Genomic DNA, 15,001 nt, shown 5'->3' with positions numbered 1-15,001 from the left:
GCATTTAACGAAGCGAATTGCCAGAAAGGTACTTGCGCATACCGTTAGTGCTGTCATATGCAAGAGTGAAGGTTATTTAGCGATACAGTTTGAAAAATTGGGGATTTAAAAAGTTGAACATGGCGTGAAGTAGGTAATCAACAAAACAACGACGACCACGCATGCCTCCTGCCAACTTGCGTCCATCGGTAAAATAGTATTCTCGAACAATGTTTGTCGATTGCCAATCCGCGGCTTTTAGTGCGGGATCAATGTAATTAGCTTTAGTATCTGCTTCTGATGTCATACGTCACACAGTGCCTATATCATAACTGGTTTTTTCAAAACTATTCTTAGCAAAAAAAATAAGTAAATACTCATCATCTTATGCAAGAAAAACTGATTAACTTGTTCCCTATGGAAAATAAACAAAAATTATTGATGTTGCAACTGGTTTATAGTTATTTGCATCTAGTTGTATTTCAACACATTTTTCTGATAATCCTAACGGGTGCTCACGTTAATTAAGGACAGCAATTGAAAAATGGGCACTAATATATAATAATACCAGCCTAGTTGTAATAGCATGCTTATCCACTTATCACAAAGTACTCTCAAACCTGCTTGTGAAGTAAGGTCAAAAACAGTGTGCACAAAAATTTAGGTTAAACCCCACATGCGATTGTTACGCTTTGCAGATTTAAATAGCAGTAAAAATAAAACACCTAGCGTTGTTACAATTGGCAATTTTGATGGCATGCACTTAGGACATCAGTCTATTCTTAATCACGTTGCCAAGCTGGCAAAAACCCTCAGACTTACCTCTAATGTCATCTGCTTTGAGCCACAACCCAAAGAGTTTTTCTTAAAAGATCAGGCCCCGCCACGCATCACTCCTTTCCGTGACAAGCTACAAGCACTACAAAAGCATCATATTGACCAAGTGTTGTGTTTGGCATTTAATCAAAAACTTGCTAGCCTTGACCCTCATGAATTTATTGAGAAAATCTTGGTTTACGGCTTAAATGCCAAACATGTCATCGTTGGTGATGATTTTCGTTTTGGTCATAAGCGTGAAGGTGACTTTACCTTACTAAAAGAGCTTGGTCTAAAATTTGGTTTTAACGTTGAGAGTTTACCTTCTTTTGTTCAAAATGGTGGTGTCCGCGTCAGTAGTAGTTATATTCGTATTTTACTCCAACAAGGGAATTTTGAACAAGCGCAAACTCTGTTGGGTCACTCTTATACCTTAAGTGGACGCATTCATCACGGTAATCAAAATGGTCGCAAACTTGGTTTTCCTACCATTAATATCCCCATGCCTACTCAGGTTGTAGTTTCTGGGGTCTATGTAGTAAATATCCATCTAAAGGGGCAAGTCTATCAGGGCATTGCCAATATTGGGGTTAGACCAACGGTTTGTGGGCGCTTAAGATTATTGGAAACGTATATCTTTAACTTTGCTCATGACTTGTATGGTCAATATGTTACGATTGAGTTTCTACAGTTTCTACGTGGCGAGAAAAAATTCTCTGGTTTTGAGGAACTGAAACTGCAAATTGAACAAGATAAAACCACAGCGCTAAGCTGGTTAAAACAACACAACCTAATAACCCATCTAAAGGTTTAAAACATGACTGACTATAAAGATACTTTAAACTTGCCGAAAACATCGTTTGCTATGAAAGCAAACTTGGCACAAAAAGAGCCTATGCGTTTAAAACAATGGGAAAAAGCAGATATTTATAACAAGATCCGCGAACATTTTGCAGGACGTGATAAGTTTATTCTTCATGATGGTCCGCCATATGCCAATGGTGATATTCATGTTGGTCATGCTGTCAACAAGATTTTAAAAGATATAGTTGTGCGTTCAAAAACGCTCTCTGGCTTTGATGCACCTTTTGTTCCAGGTTGGGATTGTCATGGTTTACCGATTGAGCTTCAAGTTGAAAAAAAGGTTGGCAAAGCCAATGTCAAAATTGATGCTAATTCTTTTCGTAAAGAATGTCGCAATTATGCAGCTAAACAGGTTAAGCGCCAAGCTGAGGATTTTAAACGTTTAGGTATCCTTGCAGATTGGGAGAATCCTTATCTTACGATGAACTTTGACTATGAAGCCAATATGGTACGTACTCTTGGCAAAATTATTGAAAACGGTCATTTGACTAAGGGTTTTAAACCTGTTCATTGGTGCCCTGAGTGTGGTTCCGCACTTGCTGAAGCTGAAGTCGAATACAAAGATAAAACCTCCCCTGCAATTGATGTAAAATTTACCATTGTAAACACTCAAGCATGGGCTGAAGCTTTTGGTCTAGAGGATTTATCTCAAAATACCGCCGCTGTGATTTGGACAACAACGCCTTGGACGTTACCTGCTAATCAAGCTATCGCCATACATAACGACATTGGGTATGCTGTTGTTAATTTTAACAATAATCAAAATATAATAATCGCAACAGAGTTAGTTGAATCTGTAATGAAACGCACGAATATTGATGCATATCATATCCTTGCCACAGTTTCAGGTGATCAATTGACTCATTTAAAAGCACACCATCCATTTTATGATCGTATTGTACCTGTTTTACATGGTGATCATGTCACAGTAGACTCAGGAACAGGTTTGGTGCACACAGCTCCTGCTCATGGTGTAGATGATTTTGCTTTAGGTCAAACCCATAATTTACCCGTTGATAATCCTGTTAATAATAATGGTTGTTATAACAACGATACTGAATTTTTTGCAGGTGAATTTGTCTTTAAAGCCAATGAACATGTAATTGAAGTACTTAAAGAAAATAGTGCCTTACTTAACTTTAAAAAGCTTGAGCATAGCTATCCACATTGCTGGCGCCATAAAACACCTCTTATTTTCCGTGCTACACCCCAATGGTTCATCAGCATGGAAAAAAATAATTTACGTAATCGTGCAAAGCAAAGTATTACAGAAGTCAAATGGATACCCAGTTGGGGGAGAAGTCGTATTGAAGCAATGATGAAAGATCGCCCAGATTGGTGTATCTCACGCCAACGCACATGGGGAGTTCCAATTCCTTTATTCATTCACAAAGTCACAGAACAACTCCACCCTAAAACATCTGAAATCATTCAAAAAGTTGCCCTTGCGATTGAAAAAGATGGTATTGAAGCCTGGTTTGAAGCAGATGATAGCCAATTTATTGCCGAAACAAACGATTATCAACGTATCACAGATACCTTGGATGTTTGGTTTGATTCTGGCGCATCTAATGCTTGTGTGCTTGAGTATAATAAAGATCTTCAATTTCCAGCTGACTTATACCTTGAAGGATCTGATCAACATCGTGGTTGGTTTCAAACTTCATTGTTAACAAGCCTTGCTCGTTGTGATCAAGCACCTTTTAAACAGGTACTTACTCATGGCTTTACAGTCGATGCCCATGGTAAAAAAATGTCTAAATCACTGGGGAATGTCGTTTCTCCTCAAGATGTTGTCAACACGCTAGGTGCCGATATTCTTAGGCTTTGGGTCGCTGCAACCGACTATCGCTCTGAGATGACAGTATCGGATGAAATTTTAAAGCGTAACGCCGATACTTATCGCCGTTTACGCAATACGGCACGCTTTCTTCTGTCAAACTTAGAAGGTTTTAATCCCAAGAATGATCTTTTGCCATTTGATAAGCTTGTGGCATTGGATCAATGGGCTATTGCCAAGGCTTATGAAGTGCAACAAAAAATTATTGCAGCATACGATGAATACAACTTCCACGTTGTAGCACAACAGATCCACCATTTCTGTTCAATTGATATGGGCAGTTTCTATCTTGATGTCATAAAAGATCGTCAATACACAGCCAAAACTAATGGCAAACCTAGAAAATCGGCACAAACAGCGATGTATCACATCATTCACGCCTTAGTTCGCTGGATGTCACCTATTCTTTGCTTTACTGCCGATGAAATTTATGAAGCTATTCCGGGAGAGGATAAACCTGATCTGATTCTTTGTGAATGGTATCAAGGACTAACTACAATCCCTTATCATCGCCCATTTAATTTGGATTATTGGCAAATTGTTCAAGATGTTAGAAGTGAGTGTAATAAACTCCTTGAAGCAAAGCGTACAGAAGGGGTTTTAGGTGCGTCCCTTGAAGCCTGTGTTACGCTCTTTGCTGATGACACGCTTTATAATCATTTAGCTAAGCTTAAAGATGAGCTACGCTTTGCATTAATTGTTTCAAGTGCGCAATTACTACCATTAACCAAAAAGCCACTAAATGCCCTTGAAACTGATATTAAGGGTCTTAGCATCGTTGTTGATAAATCAACTGCACAAAAATGTGAACGTTGTTGGCATCGCCGTGAAGATGTCGGCACAAGTTGCGAACACCCTGATATTTGCCAGCGCTGTATTGAAAATATCGATTCAATAGAAGGGGAAGCGCGTGAATTTGCGTAATACTCAAATCCGCTGGTTGTGGCTAAGTATTGTTGTGATCTTAATTGACCTTGGCACAAAATATATTGCTTCCACCACGCTTACTTATGCTAAGCCAGTTAAAATGCTAGCTTTTTTCAACTTAACATTATTACACAACTTCGGTGCGGCCTTTAGTTTTTTAAGTAATGCCGACACCATGTGGCAATTGGTTTTATTTTCTACTATTGCAATTGTTGTATCAATAATTATCCTCATTTGGTTAATCAAACTAACTAAAGACAAAAATATAATAGCTTGCGCTTTAGCGCTTATTTTAGGTGGCGCGTTAGGTAACTTATATGATCGGATGATTCATGGTTACGTTGTTGATTTCTTGGATTTCCATATCAACAACTATCACTGGCCAGCCTTTAATATCGCCGACTCAGCTATTTGTATTGGTGCTGGAATTTTAATTGTTATGAGTTTTAAAAAGTCAGATAGAGTATAAATGTTTATACATGAAAGTTTGATTAATAGCTTAACATAATAAAGACAGGGTTACGCTTAATCTATACAAAGAGGCTTTAGGAGGATATAAGGTAAATGCTGATAATTTTTAAGAAAAGGTTTTATGCAAATGAAAAACAGAACTACCAGACTATTGATAGCAAGCTCATTTGTTGTTAGTGCAAGTTTCACTAGTGAACGTAGCCATAAATCACTTCAAGTGTGTAGGACAGGTCATTCCTCACCTTATTAGAATTAAGTTATTCACAGGAAGAATCAAGTTGTCCATTTAAAACTTGATTTTGTAGTAAATTGGAAATAGTTAATTTTATGTTACGAAGCTTTGAGGAAAGTACATGCACAGCCAAATTCGCAAGCTCCTTGCTAAAATGCCGGTAAGCTTATTACGGTTTGTTTTAAATCGCTACCGTCCATACAAAGGAGCTAGCATCAAAACACTTTATATTGCTAAAGATTATCGTCATATAAAAGTTGCTATGCCTCTTAAGTGGTACAATCGCAATTACTTTGGTACTCACTTTGGTGGCTCGTTATTTTCAATGACAGATGCTTTTTACCCGCTTATGCTTAGTCAATTATTAGGCAAAAACTATATTATCTGGGACAAAGAGTCTTCAATTAAGTATCTAAAACCAGGCACGACAACTGTCTATTGTGAGTTTAAATTGGATCAAGCGAGTATTGAAGAAATCATTTCTCAAACGATCCAACATGGCAAAATTCACTGGCAGAAAGAAGTCAAAATTCATGATAAAAGCAACGAGCTTATTGCGATTGTAACACGTACGATTTATATCAAGGACAAACGCTTTTCCGATAAAAAACTTCTTAATAATTAGGCGACTTTTGCTAGCATTTGTTTTATACTCTGCGCCATTGCATGAGCTCATAAACAATGGAAATACACGCAATGCCAACCCAATCCTTAACCTATCAAGATGCCGGTGTTAGTATCGATGAAGGAAATCTTCTTGTTGAAAAGATCAAGCCACTAGCCAAAGCTACGATGCGTAAAGAAGTCTTAGCAGGCTTAGGGGGATTTGGGGCATTATTTGAACTTCCGCTTGATCGCTACAAAAAACCTGTTTTAGTTTCAGGCACTGATGGAGTTGGTACCAAGCTTAAGCTTGCATTTGACTTAAATGATCACAGCACAATTGGTATTGATCTTGTTGCTATGTGTGTTAACGATTTAATCGTTGGTGGTGCTGAACCTTTGTTCTTTTTGGATTATTATGCAACTAGTAAACTCAACGCGCTACAAGCTGCTAGAGTCATTGCAGGCATTGCTGAGGGTTGCAAGCAATCAGGCTGCGCTTTGGTTGGTGGAGAAACAGCAGAGATGCCTGGTATGTATCAAGCTGAGGAGTATGATCTTGCTGGCTTTTGTGTGGGGATCGTTGAGAAAGAAGACATTATCACCGCTGATCGTGTAAAACATGGTGACATACTCATTGCAATTGCTTCTTCTGGAGTGCATTCAAATGGTTACTCTTTAGTACGAAAGGTAATTGAGTACAGTAAAGCAAAACTTGATATGCCTTTTGCAGATAGCACCTTGGGTAAAACGCTATTGACTCCAACTAAGATTTATGTCAACACGATACTCACTCTATTAAAACAATTCAACATTCATGCTATCTCACATATCACAGGCGGGGGTTTCACAGAAAATATTCCACGCGTATTACCAGATTACACTCGTGCTAAAATTAATCTCAATAGTTGGACGCTGCCTGAAGTTTTTCAATGGTTACAGCAACAAGGCAACATTCCTCAACAAGAAATGTTGCGTACTTTTAATTGCGGTGCTGGCATTGTGATGGCTATCGCTCAGCAAGATAAAAAAGCAGTTTTAGATGCTTTGACGCAAATGGGTGAAGTAGCCTGGGAAATTGGACACATTGAGTCCAGTACACAACAACAACCTTTTGTATTCTACTACAGTGAATAATTATAAGCTGGTTATTCTGTCTTCAGGTTATGGCTCTAACCTTCAATCCATCATTGATAAGCTCCATCTTCAAGATGGTATTGAAGTGTGTGTTATTGTTTCAGACAAAGCTTCTCAATCGATTACACGTGGATTATTAGCGAATATTCCTTGCCTTTTTTTACCCAAGCGTAAAAGTCAATCACGTGAAGAATACGACAAACTACTCAAAGCCCTTATTATCCCATTTGCACCTGATTTAATCGTGCTTGCTGGTTTTATGCGCATTTTTTCACCTGTTTTTATCAGAGCTTTTGAAGGTAAAATCATCAATATTCACCCATCATTATTGCCGAAATACAAGGGTCTTAATACACATCAACGTGTGATTGATGCTAAAGACAAGATGCATGGCACGACCATTCACTATGTTGACGAAACATTAGACGGAGGTGAAATTATTGCTCAAAAACGCATCGATGTTTTGCCTTTTGACACCGCAGAAACACTTGAGCAAACAATTAAATCAATTGAGCATACGTTTTATCCTGAAATTATTCGCAAACTTTGCTTAAAAGCGACTTTGCTTTAAGATGCTTTTTATTGTATTTTCCTTTAAACTAAACCTAAATTCACAAATCACAAAGATTGATCTGCTATGACTGAAAATAATAAAGACAATACTCCCAAGATTCAGGAAAACATACCCCAGCAAGAGACTTTTTTTGAATTTCCTTGTCAATTCCCAATTAAAATCATGGCAAATCCACAAAAAGAAGTCGTTGAATTCGTGCTTAATACACTCGAGAAATACGTTGATGAGCCTGATAAAATTGAGTTTTCTACACGCGAAAGCAAAACTGGAAAATATATCTCAATTACTGCAATCTTTGAGGCAACAAGCAAAGAACAGTTGGATAACATCTACCAAACTTTAAGCGCTCACAAAGAAATTCATATGGTTTTATAAAACGATGCCAGCATTAATCAAAGAGTTAGGTTTAACAGTATATGACAAAGTTTATCAAGCCATGGTCGACTTTACCAAAAATCGTGGTCTAAATACCACTGATGAATTATGGCTCCTAGAACATCCTAGCGTATTTACACAGGGGCGCCACGGTAAAGCAGAACACCTGATCAATCCACATCACATTCCTGTTATCCAAACAGATCGCGGAGGACAAATTACCTATCATGGCCCAGGACAAGCTGTGATTTATTTCCTATTTGACTTAAAACGTCTTGGTGTTGGTGTTAAAGATTTCGTTTGCCATATTGAAAAAACTTGTATAACTTTACTCAAACAATACGGTATCAAAGCGCACACCATTGCCAATGCACCTGGCATTTATGTCAATAATACTAAAATCGCCTCGCTAGGCTTACGCATCAAAAAGGGACTCACTTACCATGGCATTGCGATTAATACCAATATGGATTTAACTCCTTTTAGTTATATCAATCCCTGTGGTTATAAAAATTTGAAAATGACTCAAATTAGCGATTATGTACCTGATATTGACACCAAGATAGTCCTAAGTGATTACGCTATGCTCATGATACGCGATTAAACGACTTGCTTCCCAACTAGCTAGGTAACGATTATGCAGCTGCAACCTAAGAAACTCTTACTTAATACTAAACAACCCTTTGGTTTATGGTTTTTATTATTAGCAAGTCTGTTATTTAGCATGGGAACAACTGCTATTACCGTTCATTTTAGTGCTTATCTTCATAGCATTGCCAATCCCTCTCAAGAAGGAATCACGCCACAAATTTTGAGTATCAACTTCAACCTTTACACCAATTTGTTTTTATATAGCGCTTCAGGATTTATTGGCGGTTTTTTAGGTTATAGCATAGGGTACAGACGCTCAGTTATCATTGGAATATTATATGGGTTTGTATCACTCATTTTGCTTTCATTAAACAACTTATCATTGATTGGTTTTTCCGGCTATATTATCGCCATTGGGTTAGTCATTCCTAATTTATTTACCACTTTGAGTTTTTTATACACTCAAGATGATCCACGACGCCATGCTGGCTTTACTTTAATGTACATGACCACCGTTTGTGGTGCAGCTTTATCCCTTACCATTAGCAGCACATTTGCAAGCAATTTAAGCTACCAAACATGGTTTATTTTAATGGCGTTGACAAGCCTTATTGGTGTGCTTATTTTCCTTGCAGGCGGTATTTATCTTAATCGCAATATTAGTGTAATTGACGGGATCGAACCTAAATACACGCCTTCAACTTATAGTGTTATATTTATCTTGGTCGTCTTATCAGCTCTTGTAAACTTTTTATTGCAACGTCTATTGATATTGAAAATAGTGATCGTTGTACTTGCCGTAATTGCAATTAGTATCATGCTTATTTACGCTTATCTTGAAAAAGACACAAATCAGCGAAAACGTAATTATGTTCTACTCATCCTCTTAGCATTGAGTATATTTTTCTGGTTTGCTGACAAAAATATCACCACAATTTTCTTACACTACTTGCAATTATTTAGCCACAATTATGGTTTTTTTAATATCAAAAATCCTTCAGCCGACTTCTTTTTTGAAGCCAATATTGGCTTGGTATTGGTTATTGGATTTGTGTCAGCGATTTTATGGAATAAAAATAAACATACACAGCATATGAAAAGACTCATTCGTTTGTTTAGTTTAGCTATATTACTTACCTCAATTGCTTGTGCATTACTCTTTTTTAGTTTCTTATCTCAATCCATGCACCAATTTGTTACGACAGGAAACTACTTACTTACGTTGACTCTAATGCTAAATTCCATTGCAAAAATTTTATTATTACCACTTTACTATGCAATCGTTGGCAAACTATCACCACGTAAATATGAAGCAATTGTGATGGGCTTCTTTTTTATCATCAGTGCCGCAATTGGTGTTGCTGCACTATCCTTCAATAAAATGACACTCATGCCAACAGATTTGATTAGAACTTACCAATCTTTATCTTGTTTATATGGCATACTTTCTATACTTGGTACTTTATTTGCAATTAGTGCGTATATGCTTGCAAAATTTATTTACTATAGTAAAAAAAATGGATGAATTTAAGTCATCTGCTATTGTTTTTTCAGCGACATTCCCCATATACTTGGCACTGATTTTGGTATCGATTTATAATTAAAATACGGAGTGATTATGAATAATCAATTTAACTATCAACAAAATGCACGTGTGATTGAGCAGCGGGGCACTTCCATTGTTCAAACCAATAAAGTTCTGCGTAATACATATCTGCTATTGTCATTAACACTTATCTTTAGTGCAGTTACTGCAGGCTGGTCAATGATGGTTGCAGCCCCTGTACTTAACCCATTTTTAACCCTATTTATTTATTTGGGTCTTTTATTTGGCGTGCAAATGACGCGTAACAGCCCAATGGGATTGGTGTTAACCTTTGCGTTAACTGGATTTTTAGGTTGGACTTTGGGACCTATTTTAAACTTCTATATCACTTCTTTTAGTAATGGTTCTGAGCTTATTATGATCGCGCTAGGTTCAACAGGGGCAATTTTCTTAGGCTTGTCTGCTATCGCCTTAAATCCTAAACGTGATTTCTCACGTTTGGGTTCATTTCTCGGTATTGGTGCGTTAATTGCATTGGTTGCGATCATCGTTAACCTATTTTTACAAATGCCTGCACTATATTTGGCACTGTCTGTGATTATTGCATTTATTTCTGGTGGTCTTATCCTGTGGCAAACTAATCAAATCGTGCGTGGTGGTGAGACAAACTATATCGTTGCAACAGTAACCATCTACGTTTCAATTCTTAATATTTTTCTAATGATTCTACAATTCCTAGGCATATTCTCAGGAAATCGCAACTAATTGAGTTCTCTCTTATTCAGTTGTCCCCATCTTAAGTATGGGGATTTTTTTATCTGTAATTTACTGCAAACATAACTAATCCAGATTACAATACTAAGCGAAATTAATTATTAAAATAATTTAGGTATTGATATATGTTTAAAAGCTTATCCGAAAGATTAGGCAGTTCTCTTGATAAATTAAAAGGTCAAGGTCGCTTAAGCGAAGATAACATCAAAGGTGCGTTACGTGATGTACGCATGGCACTTCTAGAAGCTGATGTTGCTTTGCCTGTTGTTAAGCAATTTATTGCTCGCATTCAAGAAGAAGCATTAGGTGAGAAGATTCGTACAAGCTTAACACCCGGTCAAACCTTTATTTCAATGGTGAAAAAGGAACTTGAACACACGCTAGGTGAGAAGAACGAATCACTCAATCTTTCCGCACAACCACCAGTTGTGATTTTAATGGCTGGTCTCCAAGGTTCGGGTAAAACAACCACTACCGCAAAATTGGCAAAGTTTCTAAAAGAACGTCACAATAAAAAAGTTATGGTCGTGAGTGCCGATGTTTATCGTCCTGCCGCGATTAAGCAATTACAAACGCTGGCTGAGTCTTTAAACATTCATTTTTGCCCATCATCAGTACAAGAACACCCCTTAGAGATTGCCAACAAAGCACTACAACAAGCAAAACAGCAAGTTTGTGATGTGCTGATCGTAGATACAGCCGGACGCTTACACATCGACGATGAAATGATGGATGAAATCAAAGCTTTGTATCAAGCTATTAATCCTACTGAAACCCTGTTTGTCGTTGATAGCATGACAGGACAAGATGCAGCCAAAACAGCACGTGCATTTAATGAAGCGTTAACTCTAACAGGTATCATCTTAACCAAGACTGATGGTGATGCAAGAGGTGGGGCGGCACTTTCGATTCGTGAGATTACAGGTAAACCAATCAAGTTTATTGGAATGGGTGAAAAAACTGATGCTCTTGAGCCATTTCATCCTGATCGAATTGCATCACGCATTCTTGGCATGGGAGATGTGTTATCACTTATAGAAGAAGTTGAACAAAAAGTTGATAAAAAAGAAGCGAAAGAACTTGTTAATAAGCTTAAAAAAGGCAAGTCATTTACACTTGAAGATTTTAAAGTTCAATTACAGCAAATGAAAAAAATGGGTGGTATTGGCTCTATGCTTGATAAGCTTCCTGGGATGGGCAGTGTAACAGCCAGCATTCAAGGTAAAATCAACGATAAGTCGTTTATTCAAATGGAAGCGATTATTAACTCGATGACAGCGCTTGAGCGGCGCAAACCAGAGTTAATTAAATCTTCTCGTAAACTGCGAATTGCCAATGGCTCTGGTACACAAGTACAAGATGTTAATCGCTTATTAAAACAGTTTATAGATATGCAAAAAATAATGAAGAAAGTAAGCGAGAAAGGTGGACTTGGTAAAATGCTTGGAACCATGCGCAGTATGAAGAATATACAGAACGTTCAGCAGATATTACCACCTGGAAAAGGTGGCAAGTTTCGATAGATCTACGCAATTACATTTGGGCTTGATTTAAGGCTTTAAAAATGATTAACAAAAAGAATTTTTAAAACACATAACGTTATAATTTTTTAATGCGATACGAAATTGATCTACGTGTTTTTTATTTTTGACTTTGTATTATTTTATCGCTTTTTACTTGATTTATAGACATAACTAAAAGGATATACTTATGGCGGAGAGAGAGGGATTCGAACCCCCGGACCTGTTACAGTCAACGGTTTTCAAGACCGCCGCTTTCGACCGCTCAGCCATCTCTCCGAATTGCAACCAATTATAACGGCATTTTTTCAAATGAAAAGGGACAAATTATACTTTTTTTTAAAAAAAGGTTTATCTACCAAAAACAAGCGATCAAAAGGCATACAACACCGAATTTTACTCAAATAAAACTTCAAAATAGCGCTCTTTTATTTAATATCGTTTAATACAATTCAAGATTCAAATCACATCTTGGAAAATCAAATTTAATGCTTCTTTTTGACCATACTCTATGATAGAATCGCCTGGCTTAAATTTTATGGATTTGAGAAAATCTAAAGAAATTTGTGCAAAACTGAGTAGTTAATAATAAATATTAAGGTAACAAAGATGAAAACGTTTAGCGCTAAAACCGATCAAGTCAAAAGAGAGTGGCTATTGATCGATGCAAATGGAAAAACTTTAGGTCGCCTTGCAACTGAGGTTGCAAGACGTCTTCGTGGGAAGCACAAACCTGAGTATACACCACATGTTGACACAGGTGATTATATTGTAGTTATTAATGCTGATAAAGTGGCTGTAACAGGTAACAAGCAAAAAGATAAAATTTATTATCATCACACTGGTTATATTGGTGGTCTTAAATCTATTTCTTTCGAAACACTTATTGCCAAGCACCCAGAACGTGCAATTGAACAAGCAGTTAAAGGCATGCTTCCTAAAAATCCTTTAGGTCGTGCGATGTACAAAAAACTAAAAGTTTATGCAGGTGATGTTCACCCACATACAGCGCAACAACCACAAGTTTTAGAAATATAAGGCAGGATAGGAACAATGACTCAAACATATAATTATGGTACTGGTCGTCGCAAAAGCTCAGTTGCACGTGTATTCATGAAAAAAGGCACTGGCAAAATCATCGTTAATAAACTTCCATTAGATGAGTATTTCGGTCGCAAAACTGCAAGCATGATTGTTAGACAACCACTTGATTTGACAAACAATCTTGAAAATTTTGATTTTAAAATCAATGTTCATGGTGGAGGTGAAACTGGTCAATCTGGTGCAATCCGTTTAGGTATTGCTCGTGCCTTAGTAGACTTTGATGAAACATTAAAACCTGAACTTCGCCAAGCTGGATTTATTACCCGCGACTCACGTAAAGTTGAGCGTAAGAAAGTTGGTTTTAGAAAAGCACGTAGAAAACGTCAATTCTCTAAGCGCTAAGAAAATACTTTTTATTTTCAGCTTACAAACACCACAAAAGCCCAACTGTCATATTGCAGAGGGGCTTTTTTGTTATATATAATACTTGCGTGCAACTATTGAATAAGGAAAGTTGAGATATATGTCTGCTCAAAACAAACGATCATCAATGACTTTGTATGTAAATAGTAATGATCCCTTTTGCCATCGTGTTAGAATGATACTTGCTGAAAAAGATATTAATGCTGACATCATTGACGTTGAAAAAGAAAATAAGTTGGAAGAACTCTACGAGCTTAATCCTTATGGTGGAGTGCCAACGCTAATGACAAAAGATCTTATCGTTTATGAACCAAGTATTATCTTTGAATATCTTGAAGAGCGTTTTCCTTATCCTCCTTTATTATCCGTGTTTCCGCTTGAGCGCGCTCAAGCACGCATGCTGTGCAAAAAAATTGACACTGAGTGGATGCCACTGTTGGTTAACGCTTTAAATGCAGACGACGAAAATATCAAACAAGCTAATAAAATAGCACTTTTAAAGACGCTGTTTAGTCTTATTCACACGCTCAATAGACAACCTTATTTATTAGGTGAGGAATTTACAATCGTTGACTGTTCAATGGCTATTATTCTGTATAACTTACCCAAACTTGATGTGCGTTTGCCTGAAAAGGCCATGCCTTTAATCAAATATGCTAAGCGCCTATTTGAACGCGAATCATTTAGAAAAAGTATTAGACATGAAAGGAGAGAATAGTATATGGCAATGTTAAGAGCCTATTTGATTGAAGCCACTTATGATTGGATGTTAGATCACAACCTTACACCTTATCTATTGGTTGATAGTGAATATGAAAATATGATATTGCCAGAGAATCACGTTGATGAAGATGGTAAGATTTTATTAAATATTTCTCCTGAAGCAATCGAGCACTTTGGTTGTGATGACCAGTTTGTTCGATTTGATGCGACTTTTGATGGAGAGATGATGTCGCTCCAAATTCCCGTTGAAGCTGTTCTTGAACTTTACTCAGGTGAAACATCGCAAGGTCTATATGCTCGTGAATTTGGCTATGGCATTGATGTCAATGAAGGCAACAGTGAAGAAGAAGTCAATCCACCAAAATGCAAATCACAAAAAGGAAGTGGAGGGCTTCACCTTGTGTAATAGAAGTTTTGATTAGTATGCAACTAATTTGTATAAGTTTAGACTTGACCTGACAGTTGCCTATTTTTCAAACGCGATTTTTGTCAGATATGGTTGAGCAATTCAACCTTCTCTTGCCAGTGCGTTTTCCCATCAGTAAAAGTTGCTATTGGTGTT

15 protein-coding genes, 1 tRNA gene and 1 pseudogene are annotated in these 15,001 nt (G+C 37.2%); 16 read left to right on the top strand and 1 reads right to left on the bottom strand.

The genetic code is table 11. From position 1 onward, the window contains the following. The 12 genes and pseudogenes from DNJ77_RS10270 to ffh form a co-directional block, all read left to right on the top strand. Nucleotides 1–109, top strand: a pseudogene (locus DNJ77_RS10270) (IS982 family transposase); the annotation flags it as partial. 546 nt (nt 110–655) lie between these two features. Beyond that, nucleotides 656–1,609, top strand: a complete 954-nt coding sequence (locus tag DNJ77_RS09405; protein ID WP_116964807.1) for a bifunctional riboflavin kinase/FAD synthetase — start codon at nt 656–658, stop codon at nt 1,607–1,609. A gap of 3 nt (nt 1,610–1,612) precedes the next feature. Beyond that, nucleotides 1,613–4,423 carry an isoleucine--tRNA ligase gene (gene ileS / locus DNJ77_RS09400; RefSeq protein ID WP_116964805.1) on the top strand — a complete coding sequence of 937 codons (2,811 nt, stop codon included), beginning with the start codon at nt 1,613–1,615 and terminating at the stop codon, nt 4,421–4,423. After that, nucleotides 4,410–4,895 (top strand): signal peptidase II, encoded by a 486-nt coding sequence (gene lspA, locus DNJ77_RS09395; RefSeq protein WP_116964803.1) that lies wholly within the window; start codon nt 4,410–4,412, stop codon nt 4,893–4,895. The genes ileS and lspA overlap by 14 nt, the downstream gene beginning before the upstream one ends. A gap of 355 nt (nt 4,896–5,250) precedes the next feature. Continuing rightward, on the top strand, nt 5,251–5,754 hold the full coding sequence (locus DNJ77_RS09390) for a DUF4442 domain-containing protein (protein WP_116964801.1): 504 nt from the start codon (nt 5,251–5,253) through the stop codon (nt 5,752–5,754). Between the two features lie 71 nt (nt 5,755–5,825). After that, a complete protein-coding gene (purM, locus tag DNJ77_RS09385; protein ID WP_204723394.1) occupies nt 5,826–6,869 on the top strand; it encodes a phosphoribosylformylglycinamidine cyclo-ligase in 1,044 nt (347 codons plus the stop codon). Further along, the gene (purN, locus tag DNJ77_RS09380; RefSeq protein WP_157966671.1) at nt 6,862–7,440 is read left to right on the top strand and encodes a phosphoribosylglycinamide formyltransferase; all 579 of its coding nucleotides are present in this window, start codon (nt 6,862–6,864) and stop codon (nt 7,438–7,440) included. Before purM ends, purN begins: the two co-directional genes overlap by 8 nt. Before the next feature lie 66 nt (nt 7,441–7,506). Beyond that, nucleotides 7,507–7,818, top strand: a complete 312-nt coding sequence (locus tag DNJ77_RS09375; RefSeq protein ID WP_116964796.1) for an HP0495 family protein — start codon at nt 7,507–7,509, stop codon at nt 7,816–7,818. Nucleotides 7,819–7,822: 4 nt separating this feature from the next. Continuing rightward, the gene (gene lipB, locus DNJ77_RS09370; protein WP_116964794.1) at nt 7,823–8,422 is read left to right on the top strand and encodes a lipoyl(octanoyl) transferase LipB; all 600 of its coding nucleotides are present in this window, start codon (nt 7,823–7,825) and stop codon (nt 8,420–8,422) included. A gap of 33 nt (nt 8,423–8,455) precedes the next feature. Further along, a complete protein-coding gene (locus DNJ77_RS09365; RefSeq protein ID WP_116964792.1) occupies nt 8,456–9,934 on the top strand; it encodes a POT-type proton-dependent oligopeptide transporter in 1,479 nt (492 codons plus the stop codon). Between the two features lie 93 nt (nt 9,935–10,027). Further along, complete coding sequence (locus DNJ77_RS09360) at nt 10,028–10,720, top strand: Bax inhibitor-1/YccA family protein (protein ID WP_116964790.1); 693 nt, start codon at nt 10,028–10,030, stop codon at nt 10,718–10,720. Between the two features lie 134 nt (nt 10,721–10,854). Next, nucleotides 10,855–12,252 (top strand): signal recognition particle protein, encoded by a 1,398-nt coding sequence (gene ffh / locus DNJ77_RS09355; protein WP_116964788.1) that lies wholly within the window; start codon nt 10,855–10,857, stop codon nt 12,250–12,252. Nucleotides 12,253–12,440: 188 nt separating this feature from the next. Here ffh and DNJ77_RS09350 read toward each other — a convergent pair. After that, nucleotides 12,441–12,528 (bottom strand) — tRNA-Ser (locus DNJ77_RS09350). 330 nt (nt 12,529–12,858) lie between these two features. Here DNJ77_RS09350 and rplM point away from each other — a divergent pair. The 4 genes from rplM (at nt 12,859) to DNJ77_RS09330 (ending at nt 14,845) form a co-directional block, all read left to right on the top strand. Then, nucleotides 12,859–13,287, top strand: a complete 429-nt coding sequence (rplM, locus tag DNJ77_RS09345; protein ID WP_116964786.1) for a 50S ribosomal protein L13 — start codon at nt 12,859–12,861, stop codon at nt 13,285–13,287. A gap of 15 nt (nt 13,288–13,302) precedes the next feature. Further along, entirely contained in the window at nt 13,303–13,695 is a 393-nt protein-coding gene (gene rpsI, locus DNJ77_RS09340; RefSeq protein ID WP_116964784.1) for a 30S ribosomal protein S9, read from the top strand. Between the two features lie 121 nt (nt 13,696–13,816). Then, on the top strand, nt 13,817–14,434 hold the full coding sequence (locus DNJ77_RS09335) for a glutathione S-transferase N-terminal domain-containing protein (RefSeq protein WP_116964782.1): 618 nt from the start codon (nt 13,817–13,819) through the stop codon (nt 14,432–14,434). A 3-nt stretch (nt 14,435–14,437) separates the two neighbouring features. Then, nucleotides 14,438–14,845, top strand: coding sequence for a ClpXP protease specificity-enhancing factor SspB (locus DNJ77_RS09330; RefSeq protein ID WP_116964780.1), 408 nt, complete (start codon nt 14,438–14,440; stop codon nt 14,843–14,845). Nucleotides 14,846–15,001 lie beyond the last annotated feature (156 nt).

Source organism: Fastidiosibacter lacustris (assembly GCF_003428155.1).
Lineage (GTDB): Bacteria > Pseudomonadota > Gammaproteobacteria > Francisellales > Francisellaceae > Caedibacter > Caedibacter lacustris.
Note: the sequence above shows the minus strand (reverse complement) of the source record. Positions and strands in the feature narration are given on the sequence as shown.

Excerpts from the sequence above, each read along its gene's own strand:
- DNJ77_RS09405 (WP_116964807.1), top strand. The coding sequence starts at position 656 with ATGCGATTGTTACGCTTTGCAGATTTAAATAGCAGTAAAAATAAAACA.
- ileS (WP_116964805.1), top strand. The coding sequence starts at position 1,613 with ATGACTGACTATAAAGATACTTTAAACTTGCCGAAAACATCGTTTGCT.
- DNJ77_RS09390 (WP_116964801.1), top strand. The coding sequence starts at position 5,251 with ATGCACAGCCAAATTCGCAAGCTCCTTGCTAAAATGCCGGTAAGCTTA.
- purM (WP_204723394.1), top strand. The coding sequence starts at position 5,826 with ATGCCAACCCAATCCTTAACCTATCAAGATGCCGGTGTTAGTATCGAT.
- DNJ77_RS09375 (WP_116964796.1), top strand. The coding sequence starts at position 7,507 with ATGACTGAAAATAATAAAGACAATACTCCCAAGATTCAGGAAAACATA.
- lipB (WP_116964794.1), top strand. The coding sequence starts at position 7,823 with ATGCCAGCATTAATCAAAGAGTTAGGTTTAACAGTATATGACAAAGTT.
- DNJ77_RS09365 (WP_116964792.1), top strand. The coding sequence starts at position 8,456 with ATGCAGCTGCAACCTAAGAAACTCTTACTTAATACTAAACAACCCTTT.
- DNJ77_RS09360 (WP_116964790.1), top strand. The coding sequence starts at position 10,028 with ATGAATAATCAATTTAACTATCAACAAAATGCACGTGTGATTGAGCAG.
- ffh (WP_116964788.1), top strand. The coding sequence starts at position 10,855 with ATGTTTAAAAGCTTATCCGAAAGATTAGGCAGTTCTCTTGATAAATTA.
- rplM (WP_116964786.1), top strand. The coding sequence starts at position 12,859 with ATGAAAACGTTTAGCGCTAAAACCGATCAAGTCAAAAGAGAGTGGCTA.
- rpsI (WP_116964784.1), top strand. The coding sequence starts at position 13,303 with ATGACTCAAACATATAATTATGGTACTGGTCGTCGCAAAAGCTCAGTT.
- DNJ77_RS09335 (WP_116964782.1), top strand. The coding sequence starts at position 13,817 with ATGTCTGCTCAAAACAAACGATCATCAATGACTTTGTATGTAAATAGT.
- DNJ77_RS09330 (WP_116964780.1), top strand. The coding sequence starts at position 14,438 with ATGGCAATGTTAAGAGCCTATTTGATTGAAGCCACTTATGATTGGATG.